Here is a 16,002-nt window from a genome sequence, read left to right as displayed (position 1 = left end):
GCACGCGCGGGCCGGCCCGCGGCGAGTTCCGCGAGCCGGTCGAGCCACGGCCGGTACGGGGTGCCGAACTCGTGGGCGACGTCGTACGCCTGCCCCGCGAGCACGGTCACGCGGTCGCCGTGGTCGAGGAACAGCGACTGGTGGCCCTCGGTGTGGCCCGGGGTGGGCACGATCCGTACGCCCGGAGCGATCTCGTGCTCGCCGTCGAGCTCCTCGTACCGGACGCCGGGCAGCAGCGAGTCGATGGTGTGCCCGCCGGCGCGGGCGAGGGCGAGCTCGGTGCGCTGGACGAGGACGGGGGTGGTGGGGAAGAGCTGGTTGCCGCCGATGTGGTCGAAGTGGAGATGGCAGTTCACGACGGTGTCCACGTCCGCGGGGCCGACGGTGAGGGGCTTGCGGACGGGACGGTAGTGGGCGTCGGTCTCGGCGGAGCCGGTGCCCATGCCGGTGTCGAAGAGGAGGGCGCCGCGGGGGTGCCGCACGAGATAGCCGAGAACGGGCTCCACGCGCGGGTGGGGGCCGCCCCACTCGGTGGCGGGGCGGGTGAAGTGTCCGAGATCGAGGGTGTCGACGGAGATCATGCGACGAGCCTGCCCGGGGGCCGGCCCGACAACCGCGTGGCCGTGCCGCAGGACGGCACGGCCACGCGCGTGCGTGCCGTGACCCGCTGGGGGCCGTGTGGGCGGACACCCCCGCGTGGGGCTCCCCTACAGACCCAGCCTCGCCCGGAGCCCCACGCGTTCGTCGGTGTCCACCGCCGCCGCCCCGTCCGTCACCGTCTCGTAGACCGCCAGAATGTCCGCGCCGACCGTCGTCCAGTCGAAGCGGCGGACGTGGGCCGAGCCCCGGACGCTCAGTTCCGCGCGGCGCTCCTCGTCGCCGAGGAGGCGGATCGCCGCGTCCGCGAGCGCGTCCGCGTCCTCGTTGGTGAAGAGTTCGCCCGCCGACCCCTGGTCCAGGACCTGCGCGAACGCGTCCAGGTCGGAGGCGAGGACCGGCGCTCCCGCCGACAGCGCCTCGACGAGGATGATGCCGAAGCTCTCGCCGCCGGTGTTGGGCGCCACGTACACGTCGACGCTGCGCAGCAGCCGCGCCTTGTCCTCGTCGCTGACCATGCCGAGGAACTCCACCCGGGAGCGCATCTCCCGGGGCAGCGAGGCCACCGCCTCCTCCTCGTCGCCGCGCCCGGCGACCAGGAGCCGCGCCCCGGGCCGCTCGGTGAGGATCCTGGGCAGCGCCCGCATGAGGACGGGCAGGCCCTTCCTCGGCTCGTCGATGCGCCCGATGAAGCCGAGCGTCTTGCCCTGCCACTCCTTCTTCGGCTCGGCGCGCGCGAAGAAGTCCACGTCGACCCCGTTGGGGATGACGACGGCGTCGCCGCCGAGGTGCTCGACCAGCGTGCGCCGCGCGTACTCGCTCACCGCGATGCGCGCGCTGATCTTCTCCAGCGCGGGCTGGAGGATCGGATACGCGGCGATCATGGCCCGCGAGCGCGGGTTCGACGTGTGGAAGGTGGCCACGATCGGTCCCTGCGCCGCCCAGCAGGTCAGCAGCCCGAGCGACGGCGAGGTCGGCTCGTGGATGTGGACGACGTCGAAGGTGCCGTCGTGCAGCCAGCGGCGTACCCGCGCGGCCGAGAGGAAGCCGAAGTTGAGCCGCGCCACCGACCCGTTGTACGGCACGGGGACGGCCCGGCCGGCCGACACCACGTACGGCGGCAGCGGGGTCTCGTCGTCGGCGGGCGCGAGGACGGAGACCTCGTGGCCGAGCCGGACGAGGTGCTCGGCGAGGTCGCGGATGTGGAACTGGACGCCGCCCGGCACGTCCCACGAGTACGGGCAGACGATCCCGATCTTCACTCGGCGCGCTCCCCGCCCCGCTCGGTACCCGCGGTCCCGGCGGCCGCGCCGGGCTCCGGGCGTTCCTCCAGGTCAGCGAGCCACAGTCGTTGCAGCATGTGCCAGTCCTCCGGGTGGTCCGCGATGCCGGTGGCGAAGGCGTCGGCCAGCGCCTGTGTCATCACGGACGTCTTCTCGGCCCGCGTACCTGACTCGGGTACGTCGATCGGCGCGTGGATGCGCCCGCGCATGACCGGTGTCTCGTCGTACCAGAGCGTCACCGGCAGGAGCAGCGCGCCCGTCTGCTGGGCGAGGATGGCCGGTCCCGCCGGCATCCGCGCCGTGTCCCCGAAGAACGTCACCTCGGTGCCGGAGGCCGACAGGTCGCGGTCGGCGACCAGGCAGACCAGGCCGCCCGCCCGCAGGCGCCGCGCCAGCGTGCCGAAGGCGGAGCCACCGGTGTGCGGGAGGACCTCCATGCCGAGGGACTCGCGGTAGGCCACGAAGCGGTCGTACAGCGTCTCCGGCTTGAGCCGCTCCGCGACCGTGGTGAACGGTACGCCGAGGCAGCGGGTGACCCACACGCCCGCGAGGTCCCAGTTCGCCAGGTGCGGCAGGGCCAGGACGACCCCGCGCCCGGCGGCGAGGGCCTCCTGGAGCTGGTGGACGTCCTTGATGTCTATCCCGCGCTCGACCCGCTCCTTGCTCCAGGTCGGCAGCCGGAAGGATTCCATCCAGTACCGCATGTACGAGCGCATGCCAGCCCTGGACAGCTCGGCGAGCCGCTCGGGCGTGGCGTCGGGCACCACGCGCGCGAGGTTGGCCTCCAGACGCAGGACGCTCTTGCCGCGTCGCTTCCAGGTGAGGTCGGCGATCCGCCGGCCGAGACCGGCGGCAACCGGCTCGGGCAGCTTCTTCACGGTCGCCCAGCCGGCGCCGTACAGCCCGTCGCTCAGTCGTTCCTTCAGCGTGCTGCCCGTGGACGTACCGCCGTCGGGGGTGCCGTCCTTGGACGTGCCGTCCTTCCGCGTGCTCATGTCGTCGCCCCGCTCCCGCCGGCCGCGGCGGCGTCCGCCTCGGCCGATTCCCGTCGTACGGTCACGACGCGCTGGCCCAGGGTGACGGCGCTGCCGACGGCCACGATCCACAGCGCGATCGGCAGCAGGACCTCGACTCCCGGGACGCCGAACGTGTGCAGCCCGGCGAGGCCGGCCGCGACGAGCGAGATCACCAGGCGTTCGGCGCGTTCGATCAGACCGTTGACGGCGACGGGCAGGCCAATCGATTCGCCTCGGGCCTTCGTGTACGACACGACCTGGCCGCTCGCCAGGCAGAAGATCGCCACGGCGCACAGCACGTTGTCGTCGCCCTTGCCCGCGTACCACAGCGCGAAGCCACCGAAGATGGCGCCGTCGGCGACCCGGTCGAGCGTCGAGTCGAGGAAGGCTCCCCAGCGGCTGGAGATGCCCGCCTGCCGGGCCATGTTGCCGTCGACGAGGTCGGAGAAGACGAAGAGGGTGATGACGATGGTGCCCCAGAAGAACTCCCCGCGCGGGAAGAAGACCAGCGCACCGGCCATCACTCCCGCCGTGCCGATGAGCGTGACCGCGTCGGGGCTGACGCCCCTGCGGAGCAGAAACGCGGCGAACGGTGTGAGGACACGCGTAAAAAATGCACGCGCGTACTTGTTCAGCATGGCCTTCCCGAGGTTCGGTGGGCCGCGCGGCCCCTACGACCACCGGCTCACCCATCGTAGCCACGCGCGCCCCGGCGTACGGGCGGCACCCGCCCCGTCCCGTCCGCGTCCCCCACGAGGGCCCTCCCCGTGTACGACGTATGGACGCCTCCCTGCGTCGGTGCAAAGCTCGAAGGACCACCGCGGGCACCCGCCGGAGCCGTACCGCGACACACCACTCCCCCGCGCCCGCGTCCCGCCGCACCGTGCGAGCAGTCGGGAGGAACACATCATGGGTGACAAGGCGAACACGGCCGCCGGAGCCGCCGGCAGGGCTTTGACGGCCGACCGGCCCACGGCCGTACGGAACGTGGTGCTGGTCGGCCACAGCGGATCGGGCAAGACGACGCTGGTCGAGGCGCTCGCGCAGACCGCCGGGGCACTCAACCGGGCAGGCCGGGTCGAGGACGGCGGCACCGTCTCCGACTACGACGAGATCGAACACCGCCAGCATCGCTCCGTACAGCTCTCCCTCGTTCCGGTCGGCTGGGACGGGTACAAGATCAACCTCCTCGACACCCCCGGGTACGCCGACTTCGTCGGGGAGCTGAGGGCCGGTCTGCGCGCGGCGGACGCGGCCCTCTTCGTCGTCTCGGCCGCCCAGGAGGCCGACGCCGTCGCCGCCTCCACCCGGATGATCTGGGAGGAGTGCGCCGCCGTCGGCATGCCCCGCGCCATCGTCGTCACCCATCTCGACACCGCCCGCACCGACTTCGGCGAGCTCACCGAGGTCTGCGCCTCGCTCTTCGGCCGCGACGACCCGGACGCCGTCCTGCCGCTCTACCTCCCGGTGCGCGGCGAGGAGGGCGCCGACGGGCACGCGCCCGCGACCGGTCTGGTCGGCCTGCTCTCGGAGCGGATCTTCGACTACTCGACGGGGGTGCGGCGGGAGAACCCGCCCGACGACGCCCAGCGGGAGCTGATCGCGGAGGCCCGGGCCCGGCTGATCGAGGGGATCATCGCCGAGAGCGAGGACGAGACCCTGATGGACCGCTACCTCGGTGGCGAGTCGATCGACGTGAAGACGCTCGTCGACGACCTGGAGAAGGCCGTCGCCCGGGGCGCCTTCCACCCGGTGCTCGCGGCCGCCCCCGCCGCCGACGGCGGTACGCAGGGCCTGGGCACCCTCGAACTCCTGGAACTCATCACCGGCGGCTTCCCGTCCCCCCTGGAGCACGAACCGCCCGCCGTGACCACCCCGGACGGGCAGCCCCGTCCGCCCCTCACCTGCGACCCCGACGGCCCGCTCGTCGCCGAGGTCGTGAAGACCGCCGCCGACCCCTATGTGGGCCGGGTCTCCCTGGTCCGGGTCTTCTCCGGCACCCTGCGTCCGGACGAGACCGTGCACGTCTCCGGTCACGGCCTGGCCGACCGGGGGCACGAGGACCACGACGTCGACGAGCGGATCGGCGGCCTCACCTCTCCCTTCGGCAAGCAGCAGCGGCCCATGGCGCACTGCATCGCCGGGGACCTCGCCTGTGTGGCCCGGCTGGGCCGCGCCGAGACCGGCGACACGATCTCCGCGAAGGACGATCCGCTGCTGATGGAGCCGTGGAGCATGCCGGAGCCGCTGCTCCCGCTGGCCGTGCAGGCACACGGCAAGGCCGACGAGGACCGGCTCTCGCAGGGTCTCTCCCGGCTGGTCGCCGAGGACCCCACGCTGCGCCTCGAACAGAACCAGGACACCCGGCAGGTGGTCCTCTGGTGCCTGGGCGAGGCCCACCAGGACGTCGTCCTCGAACGCCTCCGCGGCCGGTACGGGGTCCAGGTCGACGCCGTGCCGTACAAGGTGTCGCTGCGCGAGACCTTCGGCGGCACCTCGGCGGGCCGGGGCCGGCACGTCAAACAGTCCGGCGGCCACGGCCAGTACGCCATCTGCGAGATCGAGGTGGAACCGCTCCCGCCGGGCAGCGGCATCGAGTTCGTCGACAAGGTGGTCGGCGGCGCGGTCCCCCGGCAGTTCATCCCCTCGGTCGAGAAGGGCGTCCGGGCCCAGGCCGCGCGCGGTGTCGCGGCCGGCTATCCGCTCGTCGACATCCGGGTCACCCTGAAGGACGGCAAGGCCCACTCGGTGGACTCCTCCGACGCCGCGTTCCAGACGGCCGGAGCGCTCGCCCTGCGCGAGGCGGCGGCCGAGGTCGCCGTCCACCTCCTGGAGCCGGTGGCCGAGGTCCAGGTCCTGGTGCCCGACGAGTACGTCGGTCCCGTGATGAGCGATCTGTCGGGGCGGCGGGGCCGGGTCGTCGGCACCGACCAGGCCGGTCCCGGGCGGACCGTGGTGCGGGCCGAGGTGCCGGAGATCGAGATCGGGCGGTACGCGATCGATCTGCGCTCCGTGTCGCACGGCACCGGCAGGTTCGACCGTGCGTACGCCCGGCACGAGCCGATGCCTCCGCACCTCGCCGAGAAGGTCCGCGAACAGGCCTGAAAAGGCGCCCGGCTGAGGGAGTGACAGGAAGGTGACAGCGGTGCACGTTCGCCCGGCACATGTCGGGCGAACGTCATTCGGCCTCGATGTCCACAGGCGGTGACGCACACGACCGTACCCGGTTACGCTGTGGTGCCCAGCTCAGAAGGTGTGCGGGGCACGGCAGTTGGGAACAGCCCGCACAGGTAACCGCGGCGATGGGGGCGGCAGTGGCGATCGATGGCTTCGGACCCGGGGCGCAGGTCCCCCTCATGGGCACGGGCGGCGGCACGGGGGCGACGAACGCGCTCGCGTCCGCCGCGTACCGCGACAGCCCGCTCGACACGATCCAGCAGGCCGACAACGACCTCTACAAGACGACGCTCAAGGCCGGGAAATGGGAGAAGCTCTTCCGCCCCGACCTCGGCGAGGCCTTCTCCCGCGCGGTGCAGGTCCGCATGCTCGGGGGCGGCCGCAAGGCCCTCATCCAGTCCTTCGGCGCCGAGCCGCAGCCGGTCGTCGAGCACTGCCTCGCGGCCACCGACATCCGCCGTCGGCGCGATGCCCGGCTGACCATGGTCACCTTCGTCTGCGGCGTGCTCTTCCTGCCCGGGCTGCTGCTCTGGCTCGGCGTCATCCAGCTGCGCCGCCTGGCCGCCGGCTCCGAGAACAAGCGGACGAGCGTCGTCGGCACCGTCCTGATGTGGGCGGCGGGGATCTTCGCCGCGCTCGTGCTGCTCAAGCTGCCCTTCTCGGGGATCCTGCCGAACTATCTGCGCGCCATGGTCGTGGCGCCGGTCATCGGCTGGTTCCTGGCCCGCCGGATCTGCGAACGGTCCGCGGTCGACCTCCGGGAGCGCTGGACGGGTCTGCTCAGCGGCGGCGGCGCCGGTCCGCAGGTGCCCAAGTCCGTTCCGCAGGACCCGGGCGAGAAGGCGGCGGAGGAGCTCCGGCTGAACCTGGAGAAGCTCTCGGCCGAGCAGCAGTCCAACATCGCGTTCTACGCCGGGCCCAAGGGCATCCTCGGTCTGGGCACCCGCTGGGGCAGCTGGACCCTCGCCGAGGAACTCGTCCCCGTGGCCGGCCGGGAGATCCACGACTTCCGCGCCTGGGACGTGATCCGCAAGATCCACGACCAGCTCACGCTCCTGGAGCGCGGCTCCCTCAAGACCGGTTTCCCGAAGCCGACCGTCAAGCACTGGGTCGTCTCCGCCGTCGGTGAGGGAGCCGACGAGGTCACGCGGCCCGAGGGCGACAACATCGTCCACTTCCAGGTCAAGCCGCACGAGATACAGCGCATCTGCAACGACCAGCAGTTCGGCGCCGGCAACCGTCACTATCTCGGCGTGCAGTTCACCCTCTGGGACGGGAACCTCGTCCTCACCATGATGGTCACGGTGACCTCCCTGCACCACACGCTCAGGATCGAGGTCACCGGCCACGCGCTCGGTCCCGTGCACGGCCTGTTCACCACGAAGCCGAAGGCCAAGACCAAGGAGGTCTCGAAGGCGGTCCGCTTCTGGGAGACGAAGGAGATCCAGCAGCCGCTGCTCGCCACCGACGACGTCGTCCGGCTGGCGGTGCGCGCCCCGCTCACCTGGTACCCGCCGGTCCTGGAGTTCCTCGGCGGCAAGATGGTCCTGCCCGAGCCGTTCGGTCTGCGGCACGTCTGGGCCGGTCCGCTCTGGAGGAACCGCTTCATGGCCGACGACGCCATACGGATGGCGACGCCGGTGCTGCGGGCGGTCCACTCCGCGACCCTGAAGTTCCTCGACGAGCACAACGTGGACACGGAGCGCTTCACCAACCGCTCGCTGGTCCTCAGCGGCGGCATCCAGGAGCCCGGCCCCAAGAAGGCCGACGTCTACGACGCGTGACGGAGGCCGTACGCGAGGGGCCTGGGCGACGACCGTGACGGGCCCCGTACGGGACGACCGCGACCGGACCCTGCCACGGCGGTGACCGGAGCGTACGGCGAAGGGCCCGGGTCCACTCCTGTGGCCCGGGCCCTTCGCGTACGGATCAGATGGTGGCCGGCCAGGCGTCGGCCAGCATCTTCCGGGTGTCCGCGAGGAGCTGCGGCAGCACCTTGGTGTGCCCGACGACCGGCATGAAGTTGGTGTCCCCGCCCCAGCGCGGCACCACGTGCTGGTGCAGATGGGCGGCGATCCCGGCGCCCGCGACGGCTCCCTGGTTCATGCCGATGTTGAAGCCGTGCGCACCGGAGGCCGCCCGCAGCGCGACCATGGCGCGCTTGGTGAGGTCGGCGAGCTCCGCCGTCTCCGCCGTGTCCAGATCCGTGTAGTCGGCGACGTGACGGTAGGGGACGACCATGAGGTGACCGCCGTTGTACGGGTACAGGTTGAGGACCGCGTACACGCTCTGGCCGCGGGCGATCACCAGACCGTCCTCGTCCGACTTCGACGGAATCGAGCAGAACGGACAGCCGTCCTCGGCGCCCGGCCCGGTCGGCTTGTTCTCGCCCTGGATGTACGCCATCCGATGAGGCGTCCACAGGCGCTGGAACGCGTCCCGCGTCCCCACTCCGATCTGCTGCTCCGGCTCAGTCGTCATGCTGTGCAGCATATTGCGTCGCCCGTTCGGAACGTGTCGCCGGGGCGGAAGATCCATGCAGCGGCCATGCTGATCCGATGGACGCGAGGCCGGAGAAACAGGAGCGCTGGGACCGTCGCATGGAAGCGCCGCTCGCGGCGGCATCCCTGCTCTTCCTCGCCGGGTACACGGTGCGGGTGCTCGCCCACGGCATGGACCAGGTCTGGCTGGACCTCTGCCTGGCGGTCACGCTCGGGGCGTGGGGCGTCTTCGTCGTCGACTACGCGGTGCGGCTCCGGCTCAGCGGCCTCGGCCCACTGCGCTTCGTCCGCGCGCATCTCCTGGGCACGATCGTGCTGCTGCTGCCGCTGCTGCGGCCGCTGCAGATGGTGAAGATCTACGAGCGGATCCAGCGCCGCCGCGACAAGCCGCGCCTGACCCTCTACGCCCGCGTCATGGCTTACTGCAGCCTCACGGTCGGCCTGCTCGGTTTCGCGGGCGCGCTCGGCGTCTACCAGCACGAGCGCGGCGCCTCGGGGGCCACGATCCGCACCTTCGGCGACGCCCTCTGGTGGGCCGCCGAGACGCTGACGACGGTGGGCTACGGCGACGTCACCCCGGTGACCACGACCGGCAGGCTGATCGCGGTGGGCATGATGGCGTGCGGCGTCGCCCTGATCGGGGCTGTGACGGGTTCGTTCTCGTCCTGGCTGATCCAGACGTTCACTCGGGAGGACGAGAAGAGGCCCCCGGGTGGTACCCCGGGGGCCTCCTGAGCCCGTTCGATCGGCGGGTCAGACCTGGACGCGGTCCTCGACGATCTTGGCGATCTTGGCGATGGCCTCGTCGACGGGGATGCCGTTCTCCTGCGAACCGTCGCGGTAGCGGAAGGAGACGGCGCCGGCGGCCATGTCCTCGTCACCCGCGATGATCATGAACGGGACCTTCTGCTTCTGCGCGTTGCGGATCTTCTTCTGCATACGGTCCGAGGACGAGTCGACGTCCACCCGCAGACCCTGCTTCTTCGCCTTGGCGGCGAACTCGTGCAGGTAGTCGACGTGCGCGTCGCCGATCGGGATGCCGGTCGCCTGGACGGGCGCCAGCCACGGCGGCATCGCGCCCGCGTAGTGCTCGAGGAGCACGGCGAAGAAGCGCTCGATCGAGCCGAACAGTGCGCGGTGGATCATGACCGGGCGCTGCTTGGTGCCGTCCGGGGCGGTGTACTCCAGGTCGAAGCGCTCCGGCAGGTTGAAGTCGAGCTGCACGGTCGACATCTGCCAGGTGCGGCCGATGGCGTCGCGCGCCTGCACCGAGATCTTCGGGCCGTAGAACGCGGCGCCGCCCGGGTCGGGGGTCAGCGGGAGGCCCTGCTTCTCGGCGACCTGCTGGAGGACCGCGGTGGCCTCCTCCCAGATCTCGTCCGAGCCGACGAACTTCTCCGGGTCCTTGGTGGACAGCTCCAGGTAGAAGTCGGTCAGGCCGTAGTCGCGCAGCAGGTTCAGGACGAAGGTGAGGGTCTTGTCGAGCTCCTCCGCCATCTGCTCCTTGGTGCAGTAGATGTGCGCGTCGTCCTGGGTGAAGCCGCGGGCCCGGGTCAGGCCGTGCACCACGCCCGACTTCTCGTACCGGTACACGGTGCCGAACTCGAAGAGGCGGAGCGGAAGTTCACGGTACGAACGGCCGCGCGCGTCGAAGATCAGGTTGTGCATCGGGCAGTTCATGGGCTTGAGGTAGTAGTCCACGCCCTCGTCGAGCTGCATGGGGGGGTACATGCCCTCGGCGTACCAGTCGAGGTGGCCCGACTTCTCGAACAGCTTGCCCTTGGTGGCGTGCGGCGAGTAGACGAACTCGTAGCCCTCCTCCTCGTGGCGCTTGCGCGAGTAGTCCTCCATGACCCGGCGGATGATGCCGCCCTTGGGGTGGAAGACGGCGAGGCCGGAGCCGATCTCGTCCGGGATGGAGAAGAGGTCGAGCTCGTTGCCCAGCTTGCGGTGGTCGCGCTTCTCGGCCTCGGCGAGGAAGTCGAGGTGGGCCTTGAGCTCGTCCTTCGACGGCCAGGCGGTGCCGTAGATGCGCTGGAGCATCGGGTTCTTCTCGCTGCCGCGCCAGTAGGCGGCGGCGTTGCGCATCAGCTTGAACGCCGGGATGTTCCGGGTGGTGGGCAGGTGAGGACCGCGGCAGAGGTCCTTCCAGCACAGGTCGCCGGTCTTGGCGTCGATGTTGTCGTAGATGGTCAGCTCGCCGCCGCCCACCTCGACGCTGGCGCCGTCGTCGGTCGACGCGGAGCCCTTGATGCCGATGAGCTCCAGCTTGTACGGCTCGTCCGCCAGCTCGGCGCGGGCGTCCTCGTCGGTCACCACGCGGCGGGCGAAACGCTGGCCGCGCTTCTGGATCTCCTGCATCTTCTTCTCGATGACCTTGAGGTCCTCGGGAGTGAAGGGCTTCTCGACGTCGAAGTCGTAGTAGAAGCCGTCCCGGACCGGCGGGCCGATGCCCAGCTTGGCCTCGGGGAAGAGCTCCTGCACGGCCTGGGCCATGACGTGCGCGGTCGAGTGGCGCAGGATGTCGAGACCGTCCGGGGAGGAGATCTCCACGCCCTCGACGACGTCGCCGTCGGCGAGCTCGTACGACAGGTCCTTCAGTTCGCCGGCCACACGGGCGGCGATGATGGTGCGGTCGTCGGCGAACAGGGCGCCGGCGGTGGTGCCCGCGCTCACCGCCCTCTCCTCTGCTTCCGAGGCGGACTGGACGGTCACACGGACTTCAGACACGGGTACTCCGTACATAGGGGCGCAAGCAGACACGAGGTGCCGGCGCCGGCGGTGCGCGACAGGTACGAGGTGCCGCGCACCGCCGATCCTACCGAGGCCACAGGGGCGCCCGCGAAACGGTTTCCCGCCCGCCGGCCCCGCCGCGGACCTCACCCCTCGTCCGGCCCGCACGCCTCCTCGAAGAAGTCGAGGTTCTCCTGGAGGGACTTCATCAGCCGGTCCCGCTCGGTCTCGTCGACCTGCACGGGGACGACCCCGGAGGCGTCCGTGAGGCGGCGGAAGCCGCCCCGGCTCTCCAGCCGGCCCACCACCCGGATCGGGAGCCCGACGAGATGGGCGTGCCCGGCGGTGCGGTACGCCTCCTCGTCCAGGCGGACACGGACGTGCGGGACCTCCGCCCCGCCGAGCACCCGGAGCCGTACGATGCCCTCGCCGCGCGGCCCGGAGCGGCGCATGCGGACGACGGCGCCGGTCAGCCGGACCGGTACGGAGGGCTCGTCGGTCAGGTAGCGGGCGCTCGCCTCGCGCAGCGCGGGCAGGTCGCCGGGCGAGAACTCGACCGGTTCGGGGCGGGCCGCGCAGCCCTCGGGCGCCCCGGCGGACGGGGCCCACTCCAGGGCGATCCTGGCCCCCTCGGTGCCCCGGACCAGGGCCACGAGCGCCTCGGTGAGTTCGCGGCTGACGCCTGCCTCGACGGCCGTGTCGAAGGCCTCCATGCCCCCGGTGGCCCTCTGGTAGTCGGTGGCCTCACGGGCCGCGTGAAGGGCGTGGTAGAGCCGGACGGCGATGGGGCGGCCCGGTGAGACGGGCAGGAACGCGGTGAGCCCGCGCCCGCCGGGTGCCGCGCCGACGACGACGGTCTCCAGGGAGGCCTGGGCGGGGCGCCGGTGCCGGGCCCCGTAGTAGCCGGCCCGGCCCCGTACGGCGAGGGCGCCGGCGAGGAGGAGCTGGCGGGCGGCGGACCTGAGCTGTTCCTGCACGGTCCACGGGACGATGCCGGCCGGGCCCGGGGGCACGTCGCGCCACCAGCGGATCTCGTCGCTGGGTACGGCGAGGCCGGTGAGGACCTCGCGGGCGGAGGGCGTGGCGCTGCGGGCGAGCGCGGTGAGCGCCTCGCCGAGCAGGTCCTCGCAGTCCGGGAAGGCGCGGCTCTCCGGCACGAGCAGGCTGGTGCCGGTGCCGCTGCCGGGCGGGGTCCAGCGGCTGTAGCGCCCGGCCGCCCCGCCCCGCCGCCGCCAGCCGTGGCGGGCGAGCAGGGCGCCGAGGACACGGGGGTCGACCCTGCCGGGGTCGGGTGTGCCCTGACTGTCGGCCCAGGGGCCGGTGGGCGGTGCCGGGACGCCGGTCCAGGGCCCGGGGGTGTCCCCGGGCGCCGGATGGGGACGGTAGGGCGGAGGAACGGAGACGGGGCCGTGTCCGGCCCCCCTCCCCTCGTCCCCGAACCCCGGTTCGTCGATCGGTCGGTGCATCAAGGTCTCCCTCCCACGCCGACCCGGGTCATGATCTCGCAGAGCGCCCGGTCGTCGAAGATCCGTGCCGTCGGTACGCGCACGGTGGTCCGGCGCCGGCCCGTGACCGGGTGTCCGGCCAGGTTGATCCAGTAGCAGCAGTGCCGCAGGTCGAGCCGGTCGTGGCTCGCTCTCAGCCAGTCCTCCTGTGACCTCGGGACGAGCATCACGACGAGGATCTTGTGCACGGACACCGGGGTCCTGGCGAGCTTCACCAGGTGGTCGTTGTCGAGGGTGAACGAGAAGGTCTTCCCGGGCGGGCGCGGCGGTATCTGGTAGGTGCACTTGAGCTGCACCTTGATGGTCACCTCGTCGTCGACCGTGTGGCCGGGCGAGCCGTGGCTCACGTGCCAGTCGATGCCGTTGTCCGGAAAGGGCTGGGACAGCGAGCAGCCGGCCGCGGCGGCGACGGCGTGCAGGTATCCCACCTGGAGGGTCTCCATGCAGGCGGTGGTGGCGAGTGAGCCGCGCGTCGGTGCCAGCCGCTGGGGCGGCAGCCCTCCCGACTCGGGCTGGGCGAGCGCCATGTCGTTTTCCTTCCCCGTCCCTTGTGTTGTGACCGGTCCGCGTACGGCGCAAACAGTCCGGGTATCACCGTTTCGGGGCAGGGGGTTGGCCATCTGCCGCACGTGTGCAGGGAGTTCAGGGATGACGATGCACTGGTACGAAGGGCCCCTGGCCGCTTTCGACACGGAGACCACGGGAGTTGACGTCGAGGGCGACCGGATCGTGTCCGCCGCCCTCGTCGTACAGGACACGGTGGGGGCGCGGCCGCGGGTGACGCGGTGGCTGGTCAATCCGGGCATACCGGTGCCCGAGGGTGCCACCGCCGTGCACGGACTGACGGACGATCACCTCCAGCGGAACGGCCGGTGGCCGGCTCCGGTGATGGAGGAGGTGGCGCGCGCGCTGGCGGAGCAGAGTGCGGCGGGGCGTCCGCTGGTGGTGATGAACGCGCCGTTCGATCTGACGATCCTCGACCGCGAACTGCGCAGGCACCGGGCGTCCACGCTCGGCGACTATCTGGGGGGCACCCCGCTGGTCGTCCTCGACCCGCGGGTCCTGGACAAGCACCTGGACCGCTACCGGAAGGGCCGCCGGACGCTCACGGACCTGTGCGCGCACTACGAGGTGGAGCTGGCGGGGGCGCACGACGCGGCGGCGGACGCGACGGCGGCGCTCGATGTCGTACGGGCGGTGGCGCGGCGTTTCTCGTCGCGGCTGGAACGTCTCACGCCGGCTGAGCTGCACACGCTGCAGGCGGTGTGGCACGCGGCGCAGGCGCGGGGCCTCCAGGCGTGGTTCACCCGGCAGGGGACGCCGGAGACCGTGGACCCGTCGTGGCCGCTGCGGCCGGAACTCGGCACGGCGGCCTGAACCGGGCCCGGCGGCCCGGCACATGACAGAGGCCGGTCCGTCTTTCGACGGACCGGCCTCTACCCGGTGGGCGATACTGGGATCGAACCAGTGACCCCTTCGGTGTGAACGAAGTGCTCTCCCGCTGAGCTAATCGCCCGGGAACGGGTTGAACCATACAGGCCTTCAAGCCCTTCGTTCAAACCGTCCCGCCCGCCGCCCGACCACCACGCCTCATCGCCGGTCTTCGAGCGGCTTCTTCAGACGGGCCGCGATCCCCCGGCGTCCTCCCCGCATCATCAGGGCGTGGTTGGCGCGGAAGACGGGCCGTCCGGGGACGGCGAGGACACGCAGCAGACGGGCCCGGACCTCGACCTCCTGCTCGTACAGGGCGCGGGTGCCGGTGCCTTCCGGGGTGAGGGTCCAGCGGGCCCAGCCCTCCAGGTCGCCGTCGAGTTCGACCTCCAGGACCCCTGCCGCGGGGTCGCGGCGCAGGGAGCGGGCGGTGACGACGATGTCGTACGGGAGCAGGGAGCGGAAGCGAGCGGTGCCGGTGGTGTCGTCGACGGGGGCGACCTGGCGGACCTGGGGCCACCAGCGCGGGTAGTCCTCGGCACGCTCCAGGACGGCGTACACGGCGCCGGGTGGGGCGGCGAGCCGCCAGACGCTGCGGAAGCGGTACCGGCACCAGTCCATGCCCCCAGTGTGGACGTACTCAGGACGCGGGAGCCGGAAGATGAGTATCCGGACGCATTCCCGCCCGGTGTGGCGGGGGCCACACTCCGGGCATGGACAACTCCCTGCCGCCCGCGGAAGAGCTCGCGCTCGTCGATCGTGAGCTGGCCCACCTCGACACACGCCGGTCCCAGTTGCTGGCCCGGCGGGCATGGCTGCTCCGCGTGCTGTACGCGCCGGTGGCGTCGACGGCGCCCGGCCCGTCTCCCGCGGCGCCCGGCCCGCGCCCGCCGGTGGCGGACTCGACGCCCCGGAGCGCGCAGAACGTGCTGCTGACGCTCGGCGGCACGCTGCTGACGATCGCGGCGATCGCGTTCACCCTGGTGAGCTGGGGGACGATGGGGATCGGCGGACGTTCGGCCGTCCTGTTCGTGGTCACCTCTGCCGCGCTCGCGGCGCCGGTGGCGCTGCTGCGCCGGAGCCTGGTGTCGACGGCCGAGGCGGTGGCGGCGCTGGGTCTGGTCCTGATGGTGCTCGACGCGTACGCGCTGCACCGGGTGGCACTGCCGGAGACGGACGGCCTCGGGTACACGGCGGTGGCCGCCGCGGTCCTCGCGGGCGCGTGGACGGCGTACGGCTCGGCCCTGTCCCGGCTGCGGATCCCGCTGCCGGTGGCGGTGGTCGCGGGGCAGCTGCCGCTGCCGCTCGGTGTGCTGGCGGCCGGTGGCGGCCCGACGGTCTTCGCGTGGGCGGCGCTCGCCACGGCAGCGGCGGACGGCGCGGTGATCCTGTGGACCCGCCCGGCGGCGGTCCGGATCACGGCGGCGGTCGGCGCGACGGCACTGGGCGGCTGGGCGCTCCTGACGGGCGGCTGGCTCTCGATCACCTCGCCGTGGAGCGGCGCACCGCTGCTCCTGGCGGCCGCGGCGCCGATCCTGTACGTGGCCCGGCGCCTGCCCGCCCTCGCGGTGGCGGCCTCGGCCGTCGCCGGCCTGGCGGTGGTCGCGGCGGCGGGCGGCCTGCTCCGCCCGGCCGTCCCGACGGACTGGACCGTGCCGGTGTACGTCCTGTGCGGACTGGCGCTGGCGTCGGTGTGGCGCCTGAGCGCCGCCACGACCGGGGGCGGAGCCGCCGAGGAGGCCGGGAGGCGCCTCCCGGC

13 protein-coding genes, 1 tRNA gene and 1 pseudogene are annotated in these 16,002 nt (G+C 72.2%); 5 read left to right on the top strand and 10 right to left on the bottom strand.

The window, feature by feature from the left end; genetic code table 11:
- From AOK00_RS06005 to pgsA, 4 genes are all read right to left on the bottom strand, one after another.
- Positions 1 to 581 (bottom strand): MBL fold metallo-hydrolase (locus AOK00_RS06005; protein ID WP_055599269.1); only part of this gene is annotated, 581 nt, incomplete at its 3' end.
- Positions 582 to 707: 126 nt separating this feature from the next.
- Entirely contained in the window at positions 708 to 1,859 is a 1,152-nt protein-coding gene (locus tag AOK00_RS06000; RefSeq protein WP_055599268.1) for a glycosyltransferase family 4 protein, read from the bottom strand.
- Positions 1,856 to 2,806: a phosphatidylinositol mannoside acyltransferase gene (locus tag AOK00_RS05995; protein WP_055599270.1), complete on the bottom strand. Its 951-nt coding sequence runs from the start codon at positions 2,804 to 2,806 to the stop codon at positions 1,856 to 1,858. Before AOK00_RS05995 ends, AOK00_RS06000 begins: the two co-directional genes overlap by 4 nt.
- Positions 2,807 to 2,871: 65 nt before the next feature.
- Positions 2,872 to 3,534 carry a phosphatidylinositol phosphate synthase gene (pgsA, locus tag AOK00_RS05990; RefSeq protein WP_030316221.1) on the bottom strand — a complete coding sequence of 221 codons (663 nt, stop codon included), beginning with the start codon at positions 3,532 to 3,534 and terminating at the stop codon, positions 2,872 to 2,874.
- A 271-nt stretch (positions 3,535 to 3,805) separates the two neighbouring features.
- Here pgsA and AOK00_RS05985 point away from each other — a divergent pair, with 271 nt between their 5' ends.
- On the top strand, positions 3,806 to 6,001 hold the full coding sequence (locus tag AOK00_RS05985) for an elongation factor G-like protein EF-G2 (RefSeq protein WP_055599267.1): 2,196 nt from the start codon (positions 3,806 to 3,808) through the stop codon (positions 5,999 to 6,001).
- 197 nt (positions 6,002 to 6,198) lie between these two features.
- On the top strand, positions 6,199 to 7,857 hold the full coding sequence (locus tag AOK00_RS05980; protein ID WP_173861511.1) for a hypothetical protein: 1,659 nt from the start codon (positions 6,199 to 6,201) through the stop codon (positions 7,855 to 7,857).
- 145 nt (positions 7,858 to 8,002) lie between these two features.
- Here the strand turns inward: AOK00_RS05980 and AOK00_RS05975 are convergent, their stop codons facing one another.
- Positions 8,003 to 8,566: an HIT family protein gene (locus AOK00_RS05975; protein ID WP_055599265.1), complete on the bottom strand. Its 564-nt coding sequence runs from the start codon at positions 8,564 to 8,566 to the stop codon at positions 8,003 to 8,005.
- A 65-nt stretch (positions 8,567 to 8,631) separates the two neighbouring features.
- Between AOK00_RS05975 and AOK00_RS05970 the strand changes: the two genes are divergently transcribed.
- Entirely contained in the window at positions 8,632 to 9,309 is a 678-nt protein-coding gene (locus AOK00_RS05970; RefSeq protein WP_055599264.1) for a potassium channel family protein, read from the top strand.
- Positions 9,310 to 9,327: 18 nt separating this feature from the next.
- On the opposite strand, the gene thrS is transcribed toward AOK00_RS05970, so the two are convergent.
- The 3 genes from thrS to AOK00_RS05955 all read right to left on the bottom strand — a co-directional run bounded on the left by thrS (position 9,328) and on the right by AOK00_RS05955 (position 13,339).
- The gene (thrS, locus tag AOK00_RS05965; protein WP_055599263.1) at positions 9,328 to 11,304 is read right to left on the bottom strand and encodes a threonine--tRNA ligase; all 1,977 of its coding nucleotides are present in this window, start codon (positions 11,302 to 11,304) and stop codon (positions 9,328 to 9,330) included.
- 149 nt (positions 11,305 to 11,453) lie between these two features.
- A complete protein-coding gene (locus AOK00_RS05960; RefSeq protein ID WP_055599262.1) occupies positions 11,454 to 12,773 on the bottom strand; it encodes a hypothetical protein in 1,320 nt (439 codons plus the stop codon).
- On the bottom strand, positions 12,773 to 13,339 hold the full coding sequence (locus AOK00_RS05955; RefSeq protein ID WP_055599261.1) for a DUF4365 domain-containing protein: 567 nt from the start codon (positions 13,337 to 13,339) through the stop codon (positions 12,773 to 12,775). Before AOK00_RS05955 ends, AOK00_RS05960 begins: the two co-directional genes overlap by 1 nt.
- A 121-nt stretch (positions 13,340 to 13,460) precedes the next feature.
- Between AOK00_RS05955 and AOK00_RS05950 the strand changes: the two genes are divergently transcribed.
- A complete protein-coding gene (locus tag AOK00_RS05950) occupies positions 13,461 to 14,189 on the top strand; it encodes a 3'-5' exonuclease (RefSeq protein WP_055599260.1) in 729 nt (242 codons plus the stop codon).
- A 67-nt stretch (positions 14,190 to 14,256) separates the two neighbouring features.
- Here AOK00_RS05950 and AOK00_RS05945 read toward each other — a convergent pair.
- Both AOK00_RS05945 and AOK00_RS05940 read right to left on the bottom strand, forming a co-directional pair.
- Positions 14,257 to 14,328, bottom strand: a tRNA-Val gene (locus AOK00_RS05945).
- A gap of 74 nt (positions 14,329 to 14,402) precedes the next feature.
- Positions 14,403 to 14,864, bottom strand: a complete 462-nt coding sequence (locus AOK00_RS05940) for an SRPBCC family protein (protein ID WP_055599259.1) — start codon at positions 14,862 to 14,864, stop codon at positions 14,403 to 14,405.
- A gap of 92 nt (positions 14,865 to 14,956) precedes the next feature.
- Here AOK00_RS05940 and AOK00_RS05935 point away from each other — a divergent pair.
- Positions 14,957 to 16,002: pseudogene (locus AOK00_RS05935) on the top strand (SCO7613 C-terminal domain-containing membrane protein); the annotation flags it as partial.

Origin of the sequence: Streptomyces aureus (assembly GCF_001418135.1) — a bacterium.
GTDB lineage: Bacteria > Actinomycetota > Actinomycetes > Streptomycetales > Streptomycetaceae > Streptomyces > Streptomyces aureus_A.
This window is presented reverse-complemented; position numbering and strand designations above follow the sequence as displayed.